This is a genomic window from Aliiroseovarius subalbicans, from assembly GCF_022678625.1.
GTDB lineage: Bacteria > Pseudomonadota > Alphaproteobacteria > Rhodobacterales > Rhodobacteraceae > Aliiroseovarius_A > Aliiroseovarius_A subalbicans.
The window spans coordinates 303,919-323,489 of the sequence record NZ_JALBYQ010000002.1; the positions used below are offsets into that span (position 1 = coordinate 303,919).

General features: G+C 64.3%; 22 protein-coding genes. 11 read left to right on the forward strand and 11 right to left on the reverse strand.

Annotated elements, in window-relative coordinates; all coding sequences use genetic code 11:
* Positions 1-2: 2 nt before the first annotated feature.
* The 3 genes from MN188_RS09305 to MN188_RS09315 all read right to left on the reverse strand — a co-directional run bounded on the left by MN188_RS09305 (position 3) and on the right by MN188_RS09315 (position 2,906).
* Positions 3-1,460, reverse strand: coding sequence for an efflux RND transporter periplasmic adaptor subunit (locus MN188_RS09305; RefSeq protein WP_242108389.1), 1,458 nt, complete (start codon positions 1,458-1,460; stop codon positions 3-5).
* A gap of 94 nt (positions 1,461-1,554) precedes the next feature.
* Positions 1,555-2,097 carry a molybdenum cofactor biosynthesis protein B gene (moaB, locus tag MN188_RS09310; protein WP_242108401.1) on the reverse strand — a complete coding sequence of 181 codons (543 nt, stop codon included), beginning with the start codon at positions 2,095-2,097 and terminating at the stop codon, positions 1,555-1,557.
* Positions 2,094-2,906: a uracil-DNA glycosylase gene (locus MN188_RS09315; protein WP_242108402.1), complete on the reverse strand. Its 813-nt coding sequence runs from the start codon at positions 2,904-2,906 to the stop codon at positions 2,094-2,096. Before MN188_RS09315 ends, moaB begins: the two co-directional genes overlap by 4 nt.
* A 112-nt stretch (positions 2,907-3,018) precedes the next feature.
* Between MN188_RS09315 and MN188_RS09320 the strand changes: the two genes are divergently transcribed.
* The 7 genes from MN188_RS09320 (at position 3,019) to MN188_RS09350 (ending at position 7,855) form a co-directional block, all read left to right on the forward strand.
* On the forward strand, positions 3,019-3,975 hold the full coding sequence (locus MN188_RS09320; protein ID WP_242108403.1) for an aspartate carbamoyltransferase catalytic subunit: 957 nt from the start codon (positions 3,019-3,021) through the stop codon (positions 3,973-3,975).
* A gap of 3 nt (positions 3,976-3,978) precedes the next feature.
* Positions 3,979-4,479: a hypothetical protein gene (locus tag MN188_RS09325; RefSeq protein ID WP_242108404.1), complete on the forward strand. Its 501-nt coding sequence runs from the start codon at positions 3,979-3,981 to the stop codon at positions 4,477-4,479.
* A gap of 27 nt (positions 4,480-4,506) precedes the next feature.
* Entirely contained in the window at positions 4,507-4,926 is a 420-nt protein-coding gene (locus MN188_RS09330) for a hypothetical protein (RefSeq protein ID WP_242108405.1), read from the forward strand.
* A gap of 70 nt (positions 4,927-4,996) precedes the next feature.
* A complete protein-coding gene (pyrC, locus tag MN188_RS09335; protein WP_242108407.1) occupies positions 4,997-6,268 on the forward strand; it encodes a dihydroorotase in 1,272 nt (423 codons plus the stop codon).
* Entirely contained in the window at positions 6,261-6,869 is a 609-nt protein-coding gene (plsY, locus tag MN188_RS09340) for a glycerol-3-phosphate 1-O-acyltransferase PlsY (RefSeq protein WP_242108408.1), read from the forward strand. Before pyrC ends, plsY begins: the two co-directional genes overlap by 8 nt.
* A gap of 13 nt (positions 6,870-6,882) precedes the next feature.
* A complete protein-coding gene (locus tag MN188_RS09345; protein ID WP_242108410.1) occupies positions 6,883-7,347 on the forward strand; it encodes a DUF805 domain-containing protein in 465 nt (154 codons plus the stop codon).
* 64 nt (positions 7,348-7,411) lie between these two features.
* Positions 7,412-7,855: a DUF805 domain-containing protein gene (locus MN188_RS09350; RefSeq protein WP_242108412.1), complete on the forward strand. Its 444-nt coding sequence runs from the start codon at positions 7,412-7,414 to the stop codon at positions 7,853-7,855.
* A gap of 10 nt (positions 7,856-7,865) precedes the next feature.
* Here the strand turns inward: MN188_RS09350 and MN188_RS09355 are convergent, their stop codons facing one another.
* Positions 7,866-9,236, reverse strand: coding sequence for a glutamate--cysteine ligase (locus MN188_RS09355; protein WP_242108414.1), 1,371 nt, complete (start codon positions 9,234-9,236; stop codon positions 7,866-7,868).
* A gap of 143 nt (positions 9,237-9,379) precedes the next feature.
* Here MN188_RS09355 and MN188_RS09360 point away from each other — a divergent pair, with 143 nt between their 5' ends.
* Positions 9,380-10,693 carry a vWA domain-containing protein gene (locus MN188_RS09360; protein WP_242108416.1) on the forward strand — a complete coding sequence of 438 codons (1,314 nt, stop codon included), beginning with the start codon at positions 9,380-9,382 and terminating at the stop codon, positions 10,691-10,693.
* On the opposite strand, the gene MN188_RS09365 is transcribed toward MN188_RS09360, so the two are convergent.
* From MN188_RS09365 to MN188_RS09375, 3 genes are read right to left on the reverse strand one after another with little or no spacing between them, the layout of a single operon-like run.
* The gene (locus MN188_RS09365) at positions 10,690-11,205 is read right to left on the reverse strand and encodes a hypothetical protein (protein ID WP_242108418.1); all 516 of its coding nucleotides are present in this window, start codon (positions 11,203-11,205) and stop codon (positions 10,690-10,692) included. The two genes, MN188_RS09360 and MN188_RS09365, sit on opposite strands and share 4 nt — an antisense overlap.
* Complete coding sequence (locus tag MN188_RS17710; RefSeq protein ID WP_242108419.1) at positions 11,202-12,056, reverse strand: GNAT family N-acetyltransferase; 855 nt, start codon at positions 12,054-12,056, stop codon at positions 11,202-11,204. Before MN188_RS17710 ends, MN188_RS09365 begins: the two co-directional genes overlap by 4 nt.
* The gene (locus MN188_RS09375) at positions 12,053-12,778 is read right to left on the reverse strand and encodes a 16S rRNA (uracil(1498)-N(3))-methyltransferase (protein WP_242108428.1); all 726 of its coding nucleotides are present in this window, start codon (positions 12,776-12,778) and stop codon (positions 12,053-12,055) included. The genes MN188_RS17710 and MN188_RS09375 overlap by 4 nt, the downstream gene beginning before the upstream one ends.
* A gap of 11 nt (positions 12,779-12,789) precedes the next feature.
* Between MN188_RS09375 and ubiA the strand changes: the two genes are divergently transcribed.
* The 3 genes from ubiA to MN188_RS09390 are packed head-to-tail and all read left to right on the forward strand — an operon-like array spanning position 12,790 to position 16,047.
* A complete protein-coding gene (gene ubiA, locus MN188_RS09380) occupies positions 12,790-13,758 on the forward strand; it encodes a 4-hydroxybenzoate octaprenyltransferase (RefSeq protein ID WP_242108430.1) in 969 nt (322 codons plus the stop codon).
* Between the two features lie 59 nt (positions 13,759-13,817).
* On the forward strand, positions 13,818-15,728 hold the full coding sequence (locus MN188_RS09385; RefSeq protein ID WP_242108432.1) for an OmpA family protein: 1,911 nt from the start codon (positions 13,818-13,820) through the stop codon (positions 15,726-15,728).
* On the forward strand, positions 15,721-16,047 hold the full coding sequence (locus MN188_RS09390; RefSeq protein ID WP_242108434.1) for a hypothetical protein: 327 nt from the start codon (positions 15,721-15,723) through the stop codon (positions 16,045-16,047). The genes MN188_RS09385 and MN188_RS09390 overlap by 8 nt, the downstream gene beginning before the upstream one ends.
* Positions 16,048-16,218: 171 nt before the next feature.
* Here the strand turns inward: MN188_RS09390 and MN188_RS09395 are convergent, their stop codons facing one another.
* From MN188_RS09395 to uvrC, 4 genes are read right to left on the reverse strand one after another with little or no spacing between them, the layout of a single operon-like run.
* Entirely contained in the window at positions 16,219-16,662 is a 444-nt protein-coding gene (locus MN188_RS09395; RefSeq protein ID WP_242108436.1) for a molybdenum cofactor biosynthesis protein MoaE, read from the reverse strand.
* Positions 16,662-16,910, reverse strand: coding sequence for a molybdopterin converting factor subunit 1 (gene moaD, locus MN188_RS09400; RefSeq protein WP_242108439.1), 249 nt, complete (start codon positions 16,908-16,910; stop codon positions 16,662-16,664). Before moaD ends, MN188_RS09395 begins: the two co-directional genes overlap by 1 nt.
* Entirely contained in the window at positions 16,903-17,577 is a 675-nt protein-coding gene (gene pgsA, locus MN188_RS09405; RefSeq protein ID WP_242108440.1) for a CDP-diacylglycerol--glycerol-3-phosphate 3-phosphatidyltransferase, read from the reverse strand. Before pgsA ends, moaD begins: the two co-directional genes overlap by 8 nt.
* A gap of 18 nt (positions 17,578-17,595) precedes the next feature.
* Positions 17,596-19,473, reverse strand: coding sequence for an excinuclease ABC subunit UvrC (gene uvrC, locus MN188_RS09410; protein ID WP_242108442.1), 1,878 nt, complete (start codon positions 19,471-19,473; stop codon positions 17,596-17,598).
* Between the last annotated feature and the right edge of the window lie 98 nt (positions 19,474-19,571).

Below are 19,571 nucleotides of genomic sequence, written 5' to 3' on the forward strand. Positions count from 1 at the left end.
GATCAGCCCCCCATGCGGCCTTCCAGCCGCTCGACCATGCTGGCGGGAACTTCGTCCTGCTCCAGCGCCTTGAGGATGCGCGCTTTGGCCTCATCCGGCATCATCGTGTTTCCCTCGACAAAAGCGCGAAGTGCCGCGCGACGTTCATCGCTCAATGCCACGGTTTCCGGCGCGGTGGGCGCAGCGGCCCCATCAGCGCGGATCGCCTTCACCCGGATGCCCGCGCCCAGAACCGGGCTGCGTTCGGCCACGACGTCGCGTCCCTGAAGGCCGCGCGCGCGCACCAGGATGTCGTCGCCCTGACGGCGCAAAAGCTCGACCTCGGCGCTTTCCAGACGGTCGTTTTCCCCCAGCACAAGCACCGTGCCCGCCGCATCAATTGCGCTGGCGGGAAGGCGGCTGACGCGCTCCAGCGGCGTTTCCCGGATCGACACGGTGACAAAATCGCCGGGACGGAAACCCGTTGCCTGATCCAGCCGCGCGAACAAAAGCCGCCCGGTCTGTCCTTCGCCCACCGCAGCACTTTCGCGGTTGATGCGCCCCTTGGCGACAAGGTCCACGCCAGCCACGTCCAGCATCACGTCGACCTCGGCCTTCACCAATCCGCCCGCCTCGTCCAGCAGTCGCGCGTATTGCGCGGTTGAGACGCGAAAGCTGACCTCAAGCGTATCGGGGTCCACGATCTGCGCCAGTTTTTCGTTGGCTGAAACCAGCCGCCCCTGCACCACGTTCACATCACTCAGCGTGCCTGCAAAGGTCGCGCGGATTTCGGTATCAGCCAGTTTGCGTTCGGCATCGGCCAGGTTCACCTTGCGGCGTGACAACGTTGCTTCGGCATTGGTCACTTTCAGCCCGGCGCTGGCCACGGATTGACGGCGCGACAGCACCGCCTGTTCCGCCGCCGCCGCCGCAAGGGCCGCGTTTTCAACTGCGGCTTCGGTGCCCACCCGGCGCGTGACAAGGTCCTGTTGCCGGGTCAGCGCAGCGGCACGCAGATCGGCCTGCCGCCCGGCATTGGCCAGATCGTCCTTGGCCAGCTCCAACGCCGCGCGTGCATCCAGCAGGTCAGCCTCGGCCTCGGACAGATCGGTGCGCGCGATGGTCAGTGCAGCTTCGAAATCCGTGGGGTCGATGCGCAACAGAAGCTGCCCGGCCTCGACCGTGCCACCTTCCTCGAACCCGTCGGCAAGTTCGACGACGGTGCCCCCGGCCGAGGCGCGCAGCTCCAACGTACGGCGTGAGCGAAGCTCGCCAAACGCCTGCAGAACCGGCGTGATCGTTTCGGCCTCGATTGTGACAACATTGACCGAAAACACCCGTTCGCGCGCGGTGCGCGGGGTGCTTTCCTGCGCCCAGCGTTCTTGCAGCGCGGAGTAGATCGTCTGCCCTGCCAGGGCGAGGATGCCGATGGTAGCTGCCAGCAGAAAAATGCCGGTCAGGCTGCGACCCAAAAAACGCATGTTGGCCTCTCAAATTCCGTTCCGAAGAACCCTGCCTGCTCTGACTACGGCCCGCAAGGTCACTTGGATCACAAGGCGCTTACGTCGCAGGGCGTCATTTCCGTCGCTTGTGTTCTTCCAGGCGCGGAAAAATCTCGACGAAATTGCAGGGCATGTGGCGGTAATCCAGCTGCCAGCGCAGGATTTCGTCCCAGGCGTCCTTGCAGGCACCGGTGCTGCCGGGCAGTGCGAACAGATAGGTGCCGTTGGTAACCCCGCCGGTCGCGCGGCTTTGCACCGCCGAGGTGCCGATCTTGTCCATCGAGACCATCGTGAACACCGTGGCGAAAGCCTCGATTTCCTTTTCATAGACGTCACGATGCGCCTCGACGCTGACATCGCGCCCGGTCAGACCGGTGCCGCCGGTCGAGATGATCACGTCGATCTCGGGGTCCAGGCTCCAGGCCCGCAGCTGGTCGGCGATCTCATCGCGTTCGTCGCGGATGATCTTGCGATCGGCCAGGATGTGGCCCGCGCCCTCGATCCGCCCAACCAGCGTGTCGCCGGATTTGTCCTGATCCAGCCCGCGCGTGTCGCTGACGGTCAGGACCGCAATGCGGACCGGGATGAATTCCTTGCTCTCGTCGATGCGGCTCATGCCAATTCCCTCAATTTCGCCTGAAGCGACAACAGGTCGGCCCAGGCTTCACGTTTCGCCGCCGGATTGCGCAGCAGATAGGCCGGATGGAACATCGGCAGCGCCGGACGGCCCAGCGCTTCGCCCCATTGCCCGCGCAGGCGGGTGATGCCGCGTTTGCCCAGCACCGCCTGGCAGGCGTGATTGCCCATCAAGACCAGCACGTCGGGCGCGACCAGCTCCACGTGCCGGGTGAGGAAGGGCAGAAGCATTGCCACCTCCTCGGGCTTCGGGTCGCGGTTCTGCGGCGGGCGCCAAGGCAGCACATTAGTGATATAGACCGCGTCTTTCGACAAAGGCGCCGCGCGACCCATGCCGATTGCGTCGCACATCTTGTCCAGAAGCTGCCCGGCGCGTCCGACGAAGGGCTTGCCCTCGATGTCCTCATCCCGCCCGGGTGCTTCGCCGATGATCATCACGCGCGCGGCCGGGTTGCCGTCGGCAAACACCGTGTTGCGCGCGCCTTTCTTCAGCTCACAGCCCTCAAAGGCGTTCAGGGCCGCGCGCAGCCCGTCCAGGTCTTGCGCCCCGCTGGCCATCTGTTTTGCCAAGGCCACGTGGTCGATGGACGGGGCAGCCGGGCGCACAGAGCGCACAGGCGCTTGCGCAGGCGTGGCCGCTGCCACCGCTGGGGCGGGTTTCGGTTTGGCCGGCGCCGGGTCCATCGCATAGCGGTCCACCGGCGCGTCGCCGATCGCCTCGGTTGCGCCCATTTCGACCTGCCATTCCAGCAGGGCGCGCGCGGTATGCCATTCCAGTGCCGATTCCATGCCGCCAAGCTACCTGTCACGCCCCCCCGGCGCAATCGCGCGCCATCGCAGGTGTTGCCCCGCCCGCCCCCGCGCTCTACAACCCACCTGACCATCGGACGGAGGCCCCCGCATGACATTCCGCCAACGCCATCTTCTGGGCATCGAACCGTTGCACCCGGAAGAGATCAAGACGGTGCTGGACCTGGCTGACAGCTATGCCGATCTGAACCGATCCGCGACCAAGCGCTCGGATGTGCTGAAGGGTCTGACCCAGATCAACATGTTCTTTGAAAACTCCACCCGCACGCAGGCCAGTTTCGAGATCGCCGGCAAGCGGCTGGGCGCGGATGTGATGAACATGGCGATGCAGGCCAGCTCGATCAAAAAGGGTGAAACCCTGATTGATACCGCGCTGACGCTGAACGCGATGCACCCCGACCTTCTGGTCGTGCGTCACCCGCATTCCGGCGCGGTGAACCTGTTGGCCGAGAAGGTGAATTGCGCGGTTCTGAACGCAGGCGACGGGCGGCACGAACACCCGACCCAGGCGCTGTTGGATGCACTGACCATTCGGCGCGAAAAGGGCCGGCTGCACCGGCTGACCATCGCGATTTGCGGCGATATCGCCCACAGCCGCGTGGCCCGATCGAACCTGATCCTGCTGGGCAAGATGGAGAACCGGGTGCGCCTGGTCGGCCCACCCACCTTGATGCCCAGCCAGATCGACCAGTTCGGGGTCGAGGTCTATGACGACATGGAGGAAGGGCTGAAGGACGCCGATGTCGTGATGATGCTGCGGCTTCAGCGTGAACGCATGGACGGCGGCTTCATCCCGTCCGAGCGTGAATACTACCACCGTTTCGGTCTGGACGCCGCCAAGCTCGCCCATGCCAAGGACGACGCCATCGTGATGCACCCGGGACCGATGAACCGCGGAGTCGAGATCGACGGCACGATTGCCGACGATATCAACCGCTCGGTGATCCAGGAACAGGTGGAAATGGGTGTTGCAGTGCGCATGGCCGCGATGGACCTTCTGACCCGCAACCTGCGCGCCGGGGCCGAGCCCGAGAGCGTTCTGGTGTAACGCATGAGCGAACTTCCCGCCTCGATTCTGGACCCGGATGAGGAGGTTCTGTGGCAAGGGCGCGTTGACCTGCCAAGCCTGATCCGCCGCCAGACCCGTCGCGTGTTGATCGCGGCCGGGCTCAGCGGCATCGTCCTGATCGTGATGATCGCGCTGGGCTGGGGTGCGATGCCGCGCCTGCTGCCGATCCTGGTGGTTCCGGTGATGTTGGTCGCCCAGGGCATCGCGCGGCGCAATCGCGAACGCGACATCTACCTGTTGACCTCGCACCGGGTTGGCGTCTGGTCCCCACCGCAAGGCCCGGCGGCGCGGCTGGAGGGGATGGAGGCGGTCGGCTCGGGCGCGCTTTTGATCCCGTTCACCGCGCTGGAACGCATCGAAACCCACCCCGACACCGTGATCGTGCACCCTGCCAAGGGCAGCGGGCATTATGCAATCTGGATGACTGACCTGCCCGACGCCAAAGCCGTATCTGACCTGATCCGCACGGCAGCGGGGGTTTGACCGATGGATAACCGCAAGGACGCTGACATGACCGACACCCCCGACCTTGATCCGGGCGAGACGCTGATCACCTCGTTTCCCGGCAACATGACGACCTATGTGAAGGAACATGTGCTGCTGGCAGCCCTTGGTTCGCTCCTGATGTCCGGCACGCTGATGTACATGGGCAATCCACATGCCTGGACCGGCATCGTCGGCGCGGTCCTGGCGATTGCGGTGCGCGGGTTCTACGTGGCGCGCGAACAGCTGGGGTTCACCTGGCATCTGACCGACCGGCGCCTGATCGGACCGGGGGAGCGCACGATCTTGCTGGAAAACATCGCAGAGGTGCGCACGATCTTTTCCGCAGCCCAGGTCGTGACCCGCTCGGGGGACAAATACCTGTTGAAATATCAGGCCGACACCAAGGACACCCAGTCCATCATCGACCGCGCACGCGGGGTGTAGGACGAAAGACAAGTGTGGCAAACGCTGCCCAGCCGCGTTAATTGTGCCCAAGCCCAGCAGGACGAAGACCATGACCAAGACCTTCACCAACGCCCGCCTGATCAACCCCGAAACCGGCAGCGACGCGATCGGCTCAGTGACCATCGACGGTGGGGTGATCACTGCGCTGAACGGGGCCGAGGTTGGCGAGGTCCTCGATTGTGGCGGTAAATGCCTGGCGCCTGGAATCGTCGATATCGGCGTGAAGATCGGCGAACCGGGCGAACGCCACAAGGAAAGCTTTCGCAGCGCAGGGGCGGCGGCGGCGGCAGGCGGGGTCACCACGATGGTGATCCGCCCCGACACGACCCCCGCCGTGGACACGCCTGAAACGCTGGAATTCGTGATCCGCCGCGCGGGCCAGACCGCGCCGGTGAACGTGCATTCGATGGCCGCCCTCACCAAGGGCCGAGAGGGCCGCGAGATGGTCGAGATCGGGTTTCTGCTGGATGCGGGCGCCGTGGCCTTCACCGATTGCGACCACGTGACCGCGAACCCCAAGGTGTTTTCGCGCGCCCTGACCTATGCCCGATCATTGGGCGCGCTGGTCATCGCGCACCCGCAGGAACCAACCCTGTCCAAAGGCGCCGCCGTAACCTCGGGCAAGTTCGCATCCCTGCGCGGCCTGCCTGCCGTGTCGCCGATGGCAGAACGCATGGGGCTGGAGCGTGACCTGGCGCTGGTCGAGATGACCGGCGCGCGCTATCACGCCGACAGCCTGTCGGCCGCCACTGCCCTGCCCGTTTTGGAGCGCGCCAAGGCGGCCGGCGTGGACGTCACCGCGGGGGTGAACATCCACCACCTGACGTTGAACGAGTTGGACGTGGGCGATTATCGCACCTTCTTCAAGGTCAAGCCGCCGTTGCGCTCAGAAGACGACCGGATGGCGCTGGTCGAGGCCGTGGCAACCGGCCTGATCGACATCATCAGTTCGATGCACACGCCGCAGGACGAGGAAAGCAAACGCCTGCCGTTCGAAGAAGCGGCCAGCGGTGCCGTCGCGTTGGAAACCCTGCTGCCCGCCGCCTTGCGTCTGGTACATGCCGGCGCGATCGACCTGCCGACTCTGTGGCGCGCCCTGTCACTGAACCCGGCCAAGCGCCTGGGCCTACCCGGCGGCCGCCTGGCCGAAGGCGCCCCGGCGGATCTGGTCTTGTTCGACCCCGACGCGCCCTTCGTGCTGGACCGGTTCGCACTGCGCTCAAAATCCAAGAACACGCCGTTCGACGGCGCCCGGATGCAAGGCCGTGTGATCGGCACCTGGGTTGCGGGAACATCCGTGTTCGGAGGCGAGAATGCCTGATCTGACCTCTGCCCCCCTGACGCTCGTCCTCGTGGCGCTTGCCGGGTACCTTCTGGGCTCCATCCCCTTCGGCATCGTGATGGCACGGCTGTTTGGACTGGGCGATCTGCGCACCATCGGGTCGGGCAATATCGGCGCCACCAACGTGCTGCGCACCGGCAACAAGCTGGCTGCCTTCCTGACCCTGATTCTGGACGCGGGCAAAGGCGGCATCGCAGTGATCGTCGCGCGCATGTTGGTGGGCGAAGACGCGGCGCAGATGGCCGGTTTCGCGGCCTTCCTGGGCCATTGTTACCCGGTGTTCCTGGGTTTCAAGGGCGGCAAAGGCGTGGCGACCTGGATCGGCACGCTGCTGGCGCTGGCCTGGCCGCTGGGCCTGGCCGCCTGTGGCATCTGGCTGGCCGCTGCCGTGCTCATGCGCATCTCGTCGCTGGCAGCCCTTCTGGCCGCTGCCTTGTCGCCACTTTGGGCCTATATGCTGGGCCTGCCACATGTGCTGGCGCTGTCGGCCGCCCTTGCCCTGTTGATTTTCTATCGCCACAGGTCCAACATTTCACGACTGATCGCAGGGGATGAACCCCGTATCGGCAAAAAGTCATAAAGGGGAGAGCTCCATGGACTTCATGACATCCATCAAAACCTGTTTTTCGAAATACGTCACCTTCTCGGGACGCGCGCAGCGGTCCGAGTTCTGGTGGTTCATGCTGTTCGCCTTCGCGGGTCAGATTATCCTGTCAATCGTCGACAGCACGCTGTTCGGCACTGTCACCACCGTTGAAGGCGGGTTCGAAGCCCAGACCGACACGCCGATCCTGTCAGGGCTGTTCAGCCTGGGGATTTTCCTGCCGGCACTGGCTGTCGCGGTGCGGCGTCTGCATGATACCGACCGCTCGGGCTGGTGGTATCTGCTGTGTCTGATCCCGCTGGTCGGGATCATCATTCTGATCGTCTGGTGGGCTGGGCAAGGCACCAACGGCGCAAACCGCTTTGGCGCCGATCCGCTTGGTGGCTCTGGCGGCGGCATGGGTGGAGGCGACGACTACGCACCCAGCACGATCCCCAGCGTATCGAACGACTGATCTCAACATATGACCGGGCCGGGTGCTAAACGCCCGGCCTTTCCCTTCCAATGGACCCTGCGCGATGGATTTCCAAACCGCCGTCAAAACCTGTTTCGACAAATACGTGGTCTTCTCGGGCCGCGCGTCGCGTTCGGAATACTGGTGGTTTGTCCTGTTTGTCTTTCTGGGCAACATCCTGACCACGCTGGCCGATGCAATGATCTTCGGCGCGCGGGCGGCGGATACTGGCATCCTGTCGATGGTCTTTGGACTGGGCACCTTCCTGCCCGCTGTGTCCGCAGCCGTGCGGCGCCTGCATGACACCGGGCGCAGCGGCTGGTGGTGGTGGTTGTGGCTGCTGCCGATCATCGGCTGGATCATCCTGATCATCTGGTACGCGACCCAGGGCGACGAGGGCGACAACAGCTTTGGCCCCGATCCGTTGGGGGGCGGGTATGGTGGTGGCGGCGGCGGCGGCGACGTGGAATACACCCCGTCGCGCATCCCGCACGTGTCTGGCGACTAACCCGAACAGGTCAGTAGCTGAACTCCTCGTATACCTTCGAGATATCGCCGTTCCAGACGCCGTGGTATCGCTCAAGCAACTCATCGGCAGGAACGATGCCCTCCTCGACTGAATCCTGAAGCGCGTTCAGGAAATGGCGTTCATCAGGCACCATGCCGCCGATCCCGGGCTTGGCGCGGGCCTTCAGTCCGGCCTTGGCAATCTCGACAACTTGCGCCGAGAGGTCCTGTAGCTTCACGCCGTTGGCCTCGCCCTGCAGCCCGTCGACCGACGCCGCGACGCGCAGACCTTCGCGGGTTTCGTCGTCCCAATCCTTGATCAGGTCGGTGGCCGCGTCCAGTGACGATTGGTCATACATCAACCCGACCCACAGGGCCGGCAGCGCGCACAGCCGACGCCACGGGCCACCATCGGCGCCGCGCATCTCCATGTATTGCTTGATCCGCGCCTCGGGGAAGATCGTGGTCAGGTGATCGGCCCAATCCGACAGGGTCGGCATTTCGCCGGGCAACGCGGGCAGTTCCCCCTTGAGGAAATCGCGAAACGACATGCCCAGCGCGTTGATGTATTTTCCGTCGCGGTAGACGAAGTACATCGGCACATCCAGCGCGTATTGCACATAGCGTTCAAACCCCATGCCGTCTTCGAATACGAAAGGCAGCGTGCCGGTCCGGGCCGCATCCAGATCACGCCAGATGCGCGAACGCCAGGATTTGTGGCCATTCAGCTTGCCATCAAAGAACGGTGAATTGGCGAACAGCGCGGTGGCCACGGGCTGCAGCGCCAGGCCCACGCGGAATTTCTGCACCATGTCCGCCTCGGACGCGAAATCCAGGTTCACCTGCACGGTGCAGGTGCGATACATCATCTGTTTGCCGTGGGTTCCGACGTGGTCCATGTAATCGGTCATCAGCTTGTAGCGCCCCTTGGGCATGACCGGCATCTGCTCATGGCTCCATTCCGGCGCCGCGCCCAGACCGATGAAGCGCGCGCCGATCTTGTCCGCGATCTCATGCACCTCACGCAGGTGTTCGTGCACCTCGTCGCAGGTCTGGTGAATGCTGTCCAACGGCGCGCCGGACAATTCGAACTGCCCGCCGGGTTCCAGGCTGATGTTGGCGCCGTCGCGTTCCAACCCGATGATGTTGCCGCCCTCTTCGATCGGGCTCCAGCCATAGCCATCGCGCAAGCCTTCCAGCATCGCCTTGATCGAGCGCGGTCCGTCGTAGGGCAACGGCTTCAGCGTGTCTTCGCAATAGCCGAATTTCTCGTGCTCGGTACCGATCTTCCACGTCTCAGGCGGCTTGCAGCCGTCGGCCAGATACTGGGCCAGCTGGTCGTGATGGGTGATCGGGCCGCCACCGGATTGGGGAATGGACATCTGCGCGCTCCTGCTCGACGTTTCAGACCTCAACTGGTGGGCTTTTCGGCGGGCGGTGTCAATCCGGCGAAGACCCGCTCACGTATTTGCGACCGGGTCAGGCGGACGCTAGCGTAAGCGCGAAATCAATTTGCGGAGGCCCCATGTTTCGTTTCGCCCGCCTGTCCCTTGCCGCCTTGTCTCTAGCCGCGTTGATCGCCTGTGACACAGGCACCCACGGGCCATCAGAAACCGCCGTGGTTGCCGAGGCCGCCCCGGCGATGGCCGCCGAGACCGGAAAAACCAGCCTGCCAGCCCCGCGTATGGACATGATGGTTGAACCGTCGATCATCATCGACCCCGGCCGGCGCGGTCTTTCGACAGGGCGTGCACGCGCACGGGTGCTGACCGCAGGCGACATCGACGACACGCTGAACCTGGGCGCTTTCTCGCGCTTCGTGTCGAAGGGTCGGGCTGAAACCCGGCTACCCTCGGCCAATTTCACCCGCCCGATGCTGGCGCGGCTGACCGGGCCAGATGGCCAGCCCGCACCGGGGCTGCGTGTGACGCTCAGCCGTCCGGGCGCGGCGCAGCCGTTCTATGACGGCTATTCCGGCGTGGACGGCATGGTGACCGTGTTCCCCGCGCTGCATGGCGCGGGCGGGCTGTCGCGCGCGGATCTGAAGGTGTTTCCCGATGCGCAAGGCCAGGTCGTGACGCAGCGGATCGCGTCGGGGAACCGGCGCAACGTCGCCCTTCCTTTCGCGGGTGGCTGGTCGCCCGATTTCCTGGACCTCGCCTTTGTCGTCGATACGACAGGGTCAATGGCTGACGAACTGGCCTGGCTCACCAAAGAGCTGTCCTCGATCGTCAGCCGCGCCAGGCGGCGGGCGCCGGGGGTGGATATCCGCTATGGCCTGATCGTCTATCGCGACGATGGTGACGCCTATGTCGTGCGCAATTTCGGGTTCACGAAAAGCCAGAGCCAGATGCGCAGCTGGCTGCGGACGCAACAGGCGGCGGGCGGCGGGGACTACCCGGAAGCCGCCGCCGAGGCGCTGATGGCCGGGGCCAACCTGCCCTGGCGGCGTGGCAAGGGCGAGCGGCTGATGTTCCACATTGCTGACGCCCCGCCGCATGACCGCGACGCGCGCGCCTATTTGACAGCCGCACGCGCCGCCACGCAAAAAGGTGTGCAGATCTTCGGGCTTGGTGCCTCGGGCGTGGCGCGCGAAAGCGAATACTTGATGCGTCAGGCCTCGGCGCAAAGCGGTGGGCGGTATCTGTTTCTGACTGACGACAGCGGCGTGGGCTATGGCCATGCGGAACCGACGATCAGCTGCTACCAGGTCACCAAGCTGAACAGCTTGATGGTGCGGGTGCTGGGGTCGGAATTGTCTGGCCGGCGCATCGAAGCCGCCCCGGGCGACGTGATCCGCAGCGTCGGGAGTTACCAGAACGGCGTGTGTCGCGACTAGTGCAGCAGGCGCGGCTGCGTCTTTTGCCAGATGACCACCACCGCGTCCGGCGTGCCGGTACTGGCGCGAATGGCGGCCTGCATGTCGACGCCGGGCAAGGCGGCCAGCGCGTCGAACAGCGCATCGGTGCCTTCGGCGCTGGCCGGGATCGACAGAACCTCGCCGACCGAACGAAAGCGCCAAACCGGGTGCCCGGCCATGTCCGGCCCGATCTCGACCCGCACCAGCGCGTCGATTGACGCAAAACCACCACCGACCGGGGCCAGGTAGGTGATCTGACGTTCATCCACTGAAACCACGCCCAGCCCCCCGTGCCCGCCACGAAAGCGCGCGCGTTGAATGCCGGACCACAACAGCGCCGCGCCCATCAAGGCCAGCGCGATGCCCATCCATTTCAACAGACCCAATGACCCCAGCGCCCACCACAGGCCTAAGAGGGCCACTGCAGCGCCTGCCAGCGCCTCGCGCCAGCGCATCAGGTTTTCACGGGCTTCCGGGCGGATGAAATTCATGCGGCCTCCAGGGTGACGGGGTTTTTCAGGATGGCAAGGCTATAGCACCCGATCCGCTCAAAGCCGATCGCCTCATAGGCGCGACAGGCGGCGGGGCCGCTGGCGAACAGAATGGCGGTTTTGACGCCCTCGGCACGCGCTTCGACCAAATGGGCCGCGACCACCTGTCGGGCATGGCCGCGGCCGCGCAAGTCCGGCGGGGTAAAAACGCCGCCAATCTGCACCATATCGGGCAGGCGTGCATTGATGGCTGTCATCGCGACGGGAGTGCCCTGCACTTCAAGAAGGCGCACATCGCCCGTGGCAATCGCCCGGTCGGTGCGCCCTTTGGCCTCTTCGTCCAACCGCTCGGGCGGCGACATGTGCAGTTCGGCGGAGTAAGCGCGGGTCCATTTGAAGATTAAATCCCGATCCGCCTCCTCGGGCGGGCGAATCCTCCCCGGACCATCCGGTGCGACCAAGGTCTCCAGCGACAGACGATAAAGGGGTTCTGGTTCATCGAGCGCAAAGGAGGCGTCGGTCACGCCAAGCGCGAGCTTGGCCGCGCGCACCTGAGACACCTCTGCGGTGATGCCCGACACTTGGCGCCCGGCAATGGCGGTGGCAAAGGCGCGCCAGGTCTCGTCCCCGGCATTCGGGGCCTGACTCATTACAAAGCCCGCATTTGACAGGGCAAAGACGGCATCAATCCCGCCCTTCCCCGCGACCCAGAACGCGGTGCCGCGCGGGTCGTCGCGATTGTGTAGGCCGAAGGCACGCAGGTTCGACCGCAGGAACATGCTGGTGTCCGCGTGGCGAGCCAGGAACGCCTCGATCGTCGTTTCGTCCCCCGCAGTTGCCGGGCGGATCACGTCCAGTCTCCCAACGCCTGCTGCCACAGGGCCATTGCCGCGACCGCCGCCGTGTCGGCGCGCAGAATGCGGGGGCCAAGGCTGACAGGATGGGCGTTTTCCATCGCGTGAAGCCGATCGCGTTCCCGGGGGGAAAAACCGCCTTCGGGGCCAATCAGGATCGCCCATTTGTCACCGCCCGCCGCGCCCAGGGTTTGCGCCATGCCCACAAGTGCTTCGTCACAGAACATGATCTGTCGGTCTTTGGGCCAGTCCGCCAGCAGTCGGTCCAGCTTTTGCAATTCGGCCACTTCGGGCACAAAGGTGCCGCCGCATTGCTCGGCGGCTTCCACCGCGTGGGCTTGCAAGCGGTCGCGGCGGATACGTTCGGAATTGGTAAACTCGGTCTGCATCGGCTGGATGCGTGCAGCCCCCATTTCGGCGGCCTTTTCCACGATGAAATCCGTGCGCGCCTTCTTGATCGGGGCGAAACACAGCCACAGATCGGGTGGCATTTGCAGCGGCCGGGTCTGTTCGATGCAGGTCAGTGCGCCCTTGCGCTTGCCCGCTTCGGCCACCTCGGCCCGAAATTCTCCGTCCCGGCCATTGAACAATGCCACCGGGTCGCCAACCGCAAGCCGCATCACACCGAACAGGTAATGCGCTTGGGCCTGGATCAGAGGAACCGATTGCCCCGGCCCCAGCGGGTGCTCTACATAGAGCCTGACTTTCACCTGTTTCATGAGGGAAACCTATGACCCATCAGCCCGATATGCCAGAGCCAAAGGGTCAGGTTTCCGACGCGGTGAAGGGCAATTGGGTGGACCACCTGGCACCGGGATGGACCCGGCCGTATCTGCGGCTGAGCCGCGCGGATCGGCCGATCGGCACCTGGCTGCTTTTGCTGCCCTGCTGGTGGGGGCTGTTGTTGGCGGCGGCCAGCACGGGAAGGTTCGGCCTGTTCGATGTCTGGATCCTGGTCGGCTGTGCGGCGGGCGCCTGGCTGATGCGCGGGGCGGGTTGCACCTGGAACGACATCACCGACCGCGACTTCGACGCACAGGTCGAACGCACGCGATCACGCCCGATCCCGTCGGGGCAGGTCAGCGTGAAACAAGCTGCCGCCTGGATGGGCCTTCAGGCGCTGATCGCCTTCGCGATCCTTCTGAGCTTCAACCTGCCCGCGATCCTTCTGGGCATAGCCGCGCTGGTGCCGGTGCTGGTTTACCCGTTTGCGAAACGCTTTACCTGGTGGCCGCAGGTCTTTCTGGGCATCGCGTTCAACTGGGGCGCGCTTTTGGCCTGGACCGCCCACGCCGGCGCGTTGGAGGCGCCCGCGGTGGCGCTTTACCTGGCCGGGATGGCCTGGACGCTGTTTTACGACACGATCTATGCCTATCAGGACACCGAAGACGACGCGCTGATCGGGGTGAAATCCACCGCGCGGCTGTTCGGCGACAGCCCGCGCCTGTGGTTGCGCGCCTTCCTGATTGTCACCGTGGTGTTGATGGCGCTGGCAATCATCCTGGCGTTGGCACCGCTGAACAACATGCTGGTGCTGGTCGTGGCATTGGGCAGCGCCTGGTTTCTGGGCTGGCATCTGGCCTGGCAAATGCGAATGCTCGACATCGACGACGCCCAGAACTGCCTGCGCCTGTTTCGTGCCAACCGCGATGCCGGCTTGATCCCTGTGCTGTTTCTTGCCGCAGCCGTGCTCCTGTGATTGCACGCCGGGCCAAGACGGCCTAGGTAGGGCGAAACAAGAAAGACCTGTCTGATTACATGCGCCTGTCCCGTATCATCCTTGTCCCCAGCCTGTTTCTTCTGGCCGCCCTTGCCGCGCTTCTGGCTGCCTGGCTGTCGGTTGGAATCATCGAACGCAACTCACAAGACGCGGTCAGTGATGCGCTGGTTTTGCAAGGGCACGAATGGACGCGGGTGAAAACCACCGGGCTTCAGGTCGTGCTGTCGGGCACCGCCCCGAACGAGGCCACACGGTTCCGCGCTTTGGCCATTGCTGGCAGCGAAGTGGATGCCACTCGGGTGATCGACCAGATGGAGGTGACCGCCGCCGCCGCGATCACACCGCCGCGATTCTCGATCGAGATCCTGCGAAATGATGCGGGCATATCGCTGATCGGGTTGATCCCGGCAGACAGCGACCGCGACGCCCTGCGCGCCCGGATCAAGGAGATCGCGGGCGGCACCAACGTGGCTGACCTGCTTGAAACCGCCGACTACCCGATGCCTGCTGCGTGGGATCAGACACTAGCCTATGCGATCGACGCGCTTGAGAAACTGCCGCGATCGAAAATCTCGATGGATGCGCAGCGTGTGGCGATCACCGCCATTTCCGACAGCGCGACCCAAAAGCGCACGTGGGAAAGTGAGCTTGCCGCTCGCGCCCCGGGCGGATTGATGCTTTCGGTCGACATTTCGGCGCCGCGCCCCGTCATCACCCCCTTCACTCTGCGGTTCCTGATCGAAGAGGACGCGGCCCGGTTCGACGCCTGTTCAGCCCATGACGAAGTCGGGCGCGCGCGCATCCTGGATGCCGCCATGCGCGCCGGGCTGACGGGAGATGCCGAATGCACCCTGGGCCTGGGCGTGCCGTCGCCCACCTGGGCCGAGGCGGTTGTGACCGGCATCGACGCGCTGGCCAGGCTTGAGGGCGGTTCACTGACCTTTTCCGACGCCGACGTCACGCTGGTCGCGCCAGACACAACGCCGCAGGCCACTTTCGACAAGGTGGCTGCGGAACTGGAGGCCGACCTGCCCGACCTGTTCTCGCTGCACGCGGTGTTGCCCGAACCGGTGAAGATCGACGGCAGCGGCGAAGGCGACGGGCCGCCGGAATTCGTGGCCACCCGCAGCCCCGAGGGCCTGGTGCAGTTGCGCGGGCGCCTGACCGACGAAGTGCAACGCTCGGCCACCGAGAGTTTAGCGCGCGCCCGGTTCGGGTTCGAAGCCGTCTATGCCGCAACCCGGCTGGACGAAGACCTGCCGCGTGGCTGGTCGACACGGGTTCTGGCCGGACTTGAGGCGCTGAGCTTCCTCGACAATGGCGCGGTCGTGGTGCAGCCCGATGTGGTCGATGTGCGCGGCAACACTGGCGACCCGGAGGCCAGTGCCCAAATCTCGCGCATCCTGTCTGAAAAGCTGGGCGAGGCGCAGGATTTCCGCGTGAACGTCACCTATCAGGAAGCACTGGACCCCGAACAGGCGCTGCCCGCGCCCGAGGAATGCGTGGCCAGCATCAACACTGTGCTGAGCGAGGCCAAGATCACCTTTGCGCCGGGATCGGCCAATATCGACGCCGAAGCGCGTGCGACGATCGACAAGATTGTTGAACTGATGAAAGGCTGCGTGGATGTGCCGATGGAAATCGCCGGCTATACCGACAGCCAGGGCCGCGAAGAGATGAACAGGGCTCTGTCGCAATCGCGCGCGCAGGCTGTGCTGAATGCGCTGCTCGCGCGGCGGGTTCTAACCTCGAACCTGACGGCGCATGGCTATGGCGAAGAAGACCCGATTGCCGACAACGGCACCGAAGAAGGTCGCGAAGCGAACCGCCGGATCAATTTCCGCCTGATCGGGGCCGAAGACAGCGCCGAAGAAACCCCTGATGACCAAGCCCCCGCCGAGGGCGCTGAAGAGGCTGACGACACAGCCACGGAGCAAACCAATGAATAGAACCGAGTTCATCATCGTCACCGCGATCATTCTGTTCGTGGCCTTCACGCTGGGTTGGTTCGCCCATTGGATGATCCACCGCTTCACCAAGGTCTCGGGCGGCGAGATGGGCGAGATCGACAAGATGGCGCAATCGCTGCACGAAGCGGAAGAGACCCGCGACCAGGCGATCACTTATCTGCAGCAGCGCGAGGCCGAAATGTCGAACCAGCTGCACCAGACCGAAGCCGAATTGCGAGCGGCGATGGACGGGTTGCGCGATGCGCGCACCGAGGCGGAAGAACTGCGCGCCTATATCGAACGGACGAACGCGGGCTGAACCCGCCTGCCCCGACCGGAAATGCTCCCGCCCGTCATCAGCGCCTAACGGCGCTTCTTCCCGTTGGGCGTGGCGCCGCTGCGCGGCGACCTCTCCTGTTCGATGTATCCCCTGCCCGGCGCGGCGGGGAGGGTGGGTGGGAGCTGCGCCGGGCAGGGGCTCTGACCTACTCTATTCCCAGCGGCTAAGCGCGTCCTCGTCTTCGTCCTTGCTCTCGACCCAGCCGGACCCATCTGTGCCGAATTCCTTTTTCCAGAACGGGGCGCGGGACTTCAGGTAATCCATCAGGAATTCGGCCGCTTCGAAAGCCGCGACCCTATGCGGCGCGGCGGTCGCGACCATCATGATCTGTTCTCCGGGCATCATCGCACCATGGCGGTGAATGACCAGGCAGTCGGCCAGATCCCAGCGCGCGGTTGCGGTTTCGACCATCGCCGCAATCGCACGTTCCGTCATGCCCGGATAGTGCTCGATCTCCATCCGGTCCAGCCCGCCGTCGGTGTCACGCACCACGCCGGTGAAGCTGACCACGGCCCCCACATCGGTGCGCCCGCAGGCAAAACCGGACAGCTCGGCGCCGGGATCAAATCCCTCGGCTTGCACCCGGACGGCCATCAGCCCCCCGTCATCGGCGGGAAGAACGCGACTTCGCGCACCCCGTCCAGCGGTGCGTCGAAGTCCGACAGCTCCTGATCCAGCGCCACGCGCAGGGCCGACAGGTCGGAAAACGCGAGCGCATAGCGCTCTTCCCGCCGGCGCAGTTCCTCGATCAGCTCGGCAACAGTGGCGGCGTTGGTCTCGACCTGCTCGCGCGGTTCTCCGATACGTTCGCGCACCCAGGCGAAATACATGACGTCAAGCATCCTCGGGGTCCTCACGCAGGAATGGCATTGCCTTACTGAAATAATCCCAGCCCGTGATCAGGGTCAGAATGCCGGCGATCCACAGAAGGCCGATGCCGATCCAGGCCGACCAGGTCATCCCGGTGGCATAGAAGCGCAGGCCGATCTCATCCGCCACGTCGCCATTCATGATTGCCGCAACCATCTGGTCATCCATGCCTTGGATACGGTCCAGCAGGGAATGCTCAAAAATGCCAGTAGAAAACAGGATCGCAATTGCCACCATCTGAACGGTTGTTTTCCATTTGGCCAGGTTGGTGACCTTCAGCGCGCGCGCCTTGTCGCCCAGCGTCTCACGCAAGCCGGACACGAACACTTCGCGGTAGATGATCAGCGCCGAGGGCAACAGGATCCACGGAGTCATCCCGGCATAGCCATTGATGACCAAAAGCGCGATCAGCACCATCGCCTTGTCGGCAATCGGGTCCATCGCGGCGCCAAACAGGCTTTCCAGTTTCCAGGCGCGGGCCAGGTAGCCATCCAGGTAGTCGGTGATCGAGGCGACGATGAACAGGATCATCGCATACCAATCCGCCCAGGGGCGGGCGAAATACAAAAACAGCACAGGCACCAGCGGGGCTGCCAGCAACCGGGCAACGGTCAGGATATTGGGAAGGGTCCATTTCATGTCGTCACCTTTACCGCGTCAGCCCTTGTCATGGAAGAAGCCATAGATGGTTTCTGCAAGGGTGGCGGAAATGCCGTCCACGGCCTTGAGGTCCTCAAGCCCCGCGCGACTGACCGCCTTGGCCGAACCGAAATGCTGCAACAAGGCCCGCTTGCGGGTCGCGCCCACGCCCGGCACCTCGTCCAGCGGCGTCGCGCCAACGGCCTTGGCGCGTTTCGCGCGGTGGGTGCCGATGGCAAAACGGTGTGCCTCGTCCCGCATACGCTGGATAAAATAGAGCACCGGGTCGTTGCGCTGCAACGCAAAGGGGCGGTCACCCCGGCGATGAAACTCCTCTTTACCGTGGTCACGGTCCACCCCTTTGGCCACGCCGATCATCGGCACGTCGGTGACGCCCAGTTCAGTCATGATTTCATGCACCGCGCTGACCTGGCCTGCGCCGCCGTCGATCAGCAGAAGGTCGGGCCAGTGTTCGCCCTGACGCTCAGGGTCTTCCTTCAACAATCGTTTAAACCGGCGTGTCAGAACCTCTTTCATCATGCCGAAATCGTCGCCCGGCGTCAGGTCTTCGCCCTTGATGTTGAACTTGCGATACTGGCTTTTCATGAAGCCTTCGGGGCCTGCCACGATCATCGCCCCCACCGCGTGCGCGCCTTGGATGTGCGAGTTGTCATAGACCTCGATCCGCGCCGGTGGGGCGTCCAGGGCAAAGGCCTCGGCCACGCCTGCCAGCAACCGGGCTTGCGTCGCGGTTTCGGCCATCTTGCGCCCCAGGCTTTCGCGCGCGTTGCGTTGCGCATTCACGACCAGTTCAGACTTTTCTCCACGCAGGGGCACGGCAAGTTCGACTTTGCGCCCGGCCTTTTCAGACAAGGCTTCGGCCATCAGGTCCTGTTCGTCCAGCGGGTCGGACAGCAGGATCAGCCGCGGCGGGTCCTTCTGGTCATAGAACTGGCCGACGAAGGCCTGCAACACCTCGCCCGGCCCGGCCCCCGCCCCGGTGCGCGGATAGAAATCACGGTTGCCCCAGTTCTGGTTGGCGCGGATGAAAAAGACCTGCACACAGGCCTGACCGCCTTCCATATGAAGCGCGATCACGTCCGCCTCGGCCACGCCGCGCGGGTTGATGCCCTGGGCCTGCTGCACCTGGGTCAGCGCCCGGATCCGGTCGCGCAACACGGCGGCGCGTTCGAACTCCATGTCGGCCGAGGCCGTCGCCATGTCGGCGGCCAGCTGTTCTTGCACCTTGGTCGATCGCCCGGTCAGGAAATTGGTCGCATCCGAGACCAACCCGGCATAGTCCTTTTCGTCGATCTTGCCCACGCAGGGCCCGGCGCAGCGCTTGATCTGATACAGCAGACAAGGCCGCGTGCGGCTTTCGAACATCGCATTGGTGCAATTGCGCAAAAGGAACACCTTCTGCAGCTGGTTCAGCGTCCGGTTTACCGCATCCGCCGAGGCGAACGGGCCGTAATACGCCCCCTTCTCTTTCTTCGCGCCGCGGTGTTTCTTGATCTGCGGAAAAGCGTGATCAGTCACAAGGATGTTCGGGAACGACTTGTCGTCGCGCAAGAGCACGTTGAAATGGGGCTTCAACTGCTTGATCAGGTTCTGTTCCAGCAAAAGCGCTTCGGTCTCGGTGCGCGTGGTCAGGAACATCATGCTGGCGGTCTGCGAGATCATCCGCGCGATCCGCGCTGAATGGCCGGTCGGCTTGGCATAATTCGACACACGTTTCTTCAGATTGCGCGCCTTGCCGACATAAAGCACCCGCCCCTGCGCATCGAGCATCCGGTACACGCCCGGCGAATTGTCGAGCACGCGCAGATATCCCTGCACCACCCCGTGACCGGTCGGTGACTTGGTATCCTTTGGCGTGCCTTCGGGGTCGCTCATCCGGGCCTCATCGCGATTCTCTGGTCGCCTGCATCTTTGACCATATGGTTACAAGAGAAAACATGCCCACATCTTCTGTGGATAAGTCTGAGGAAAGG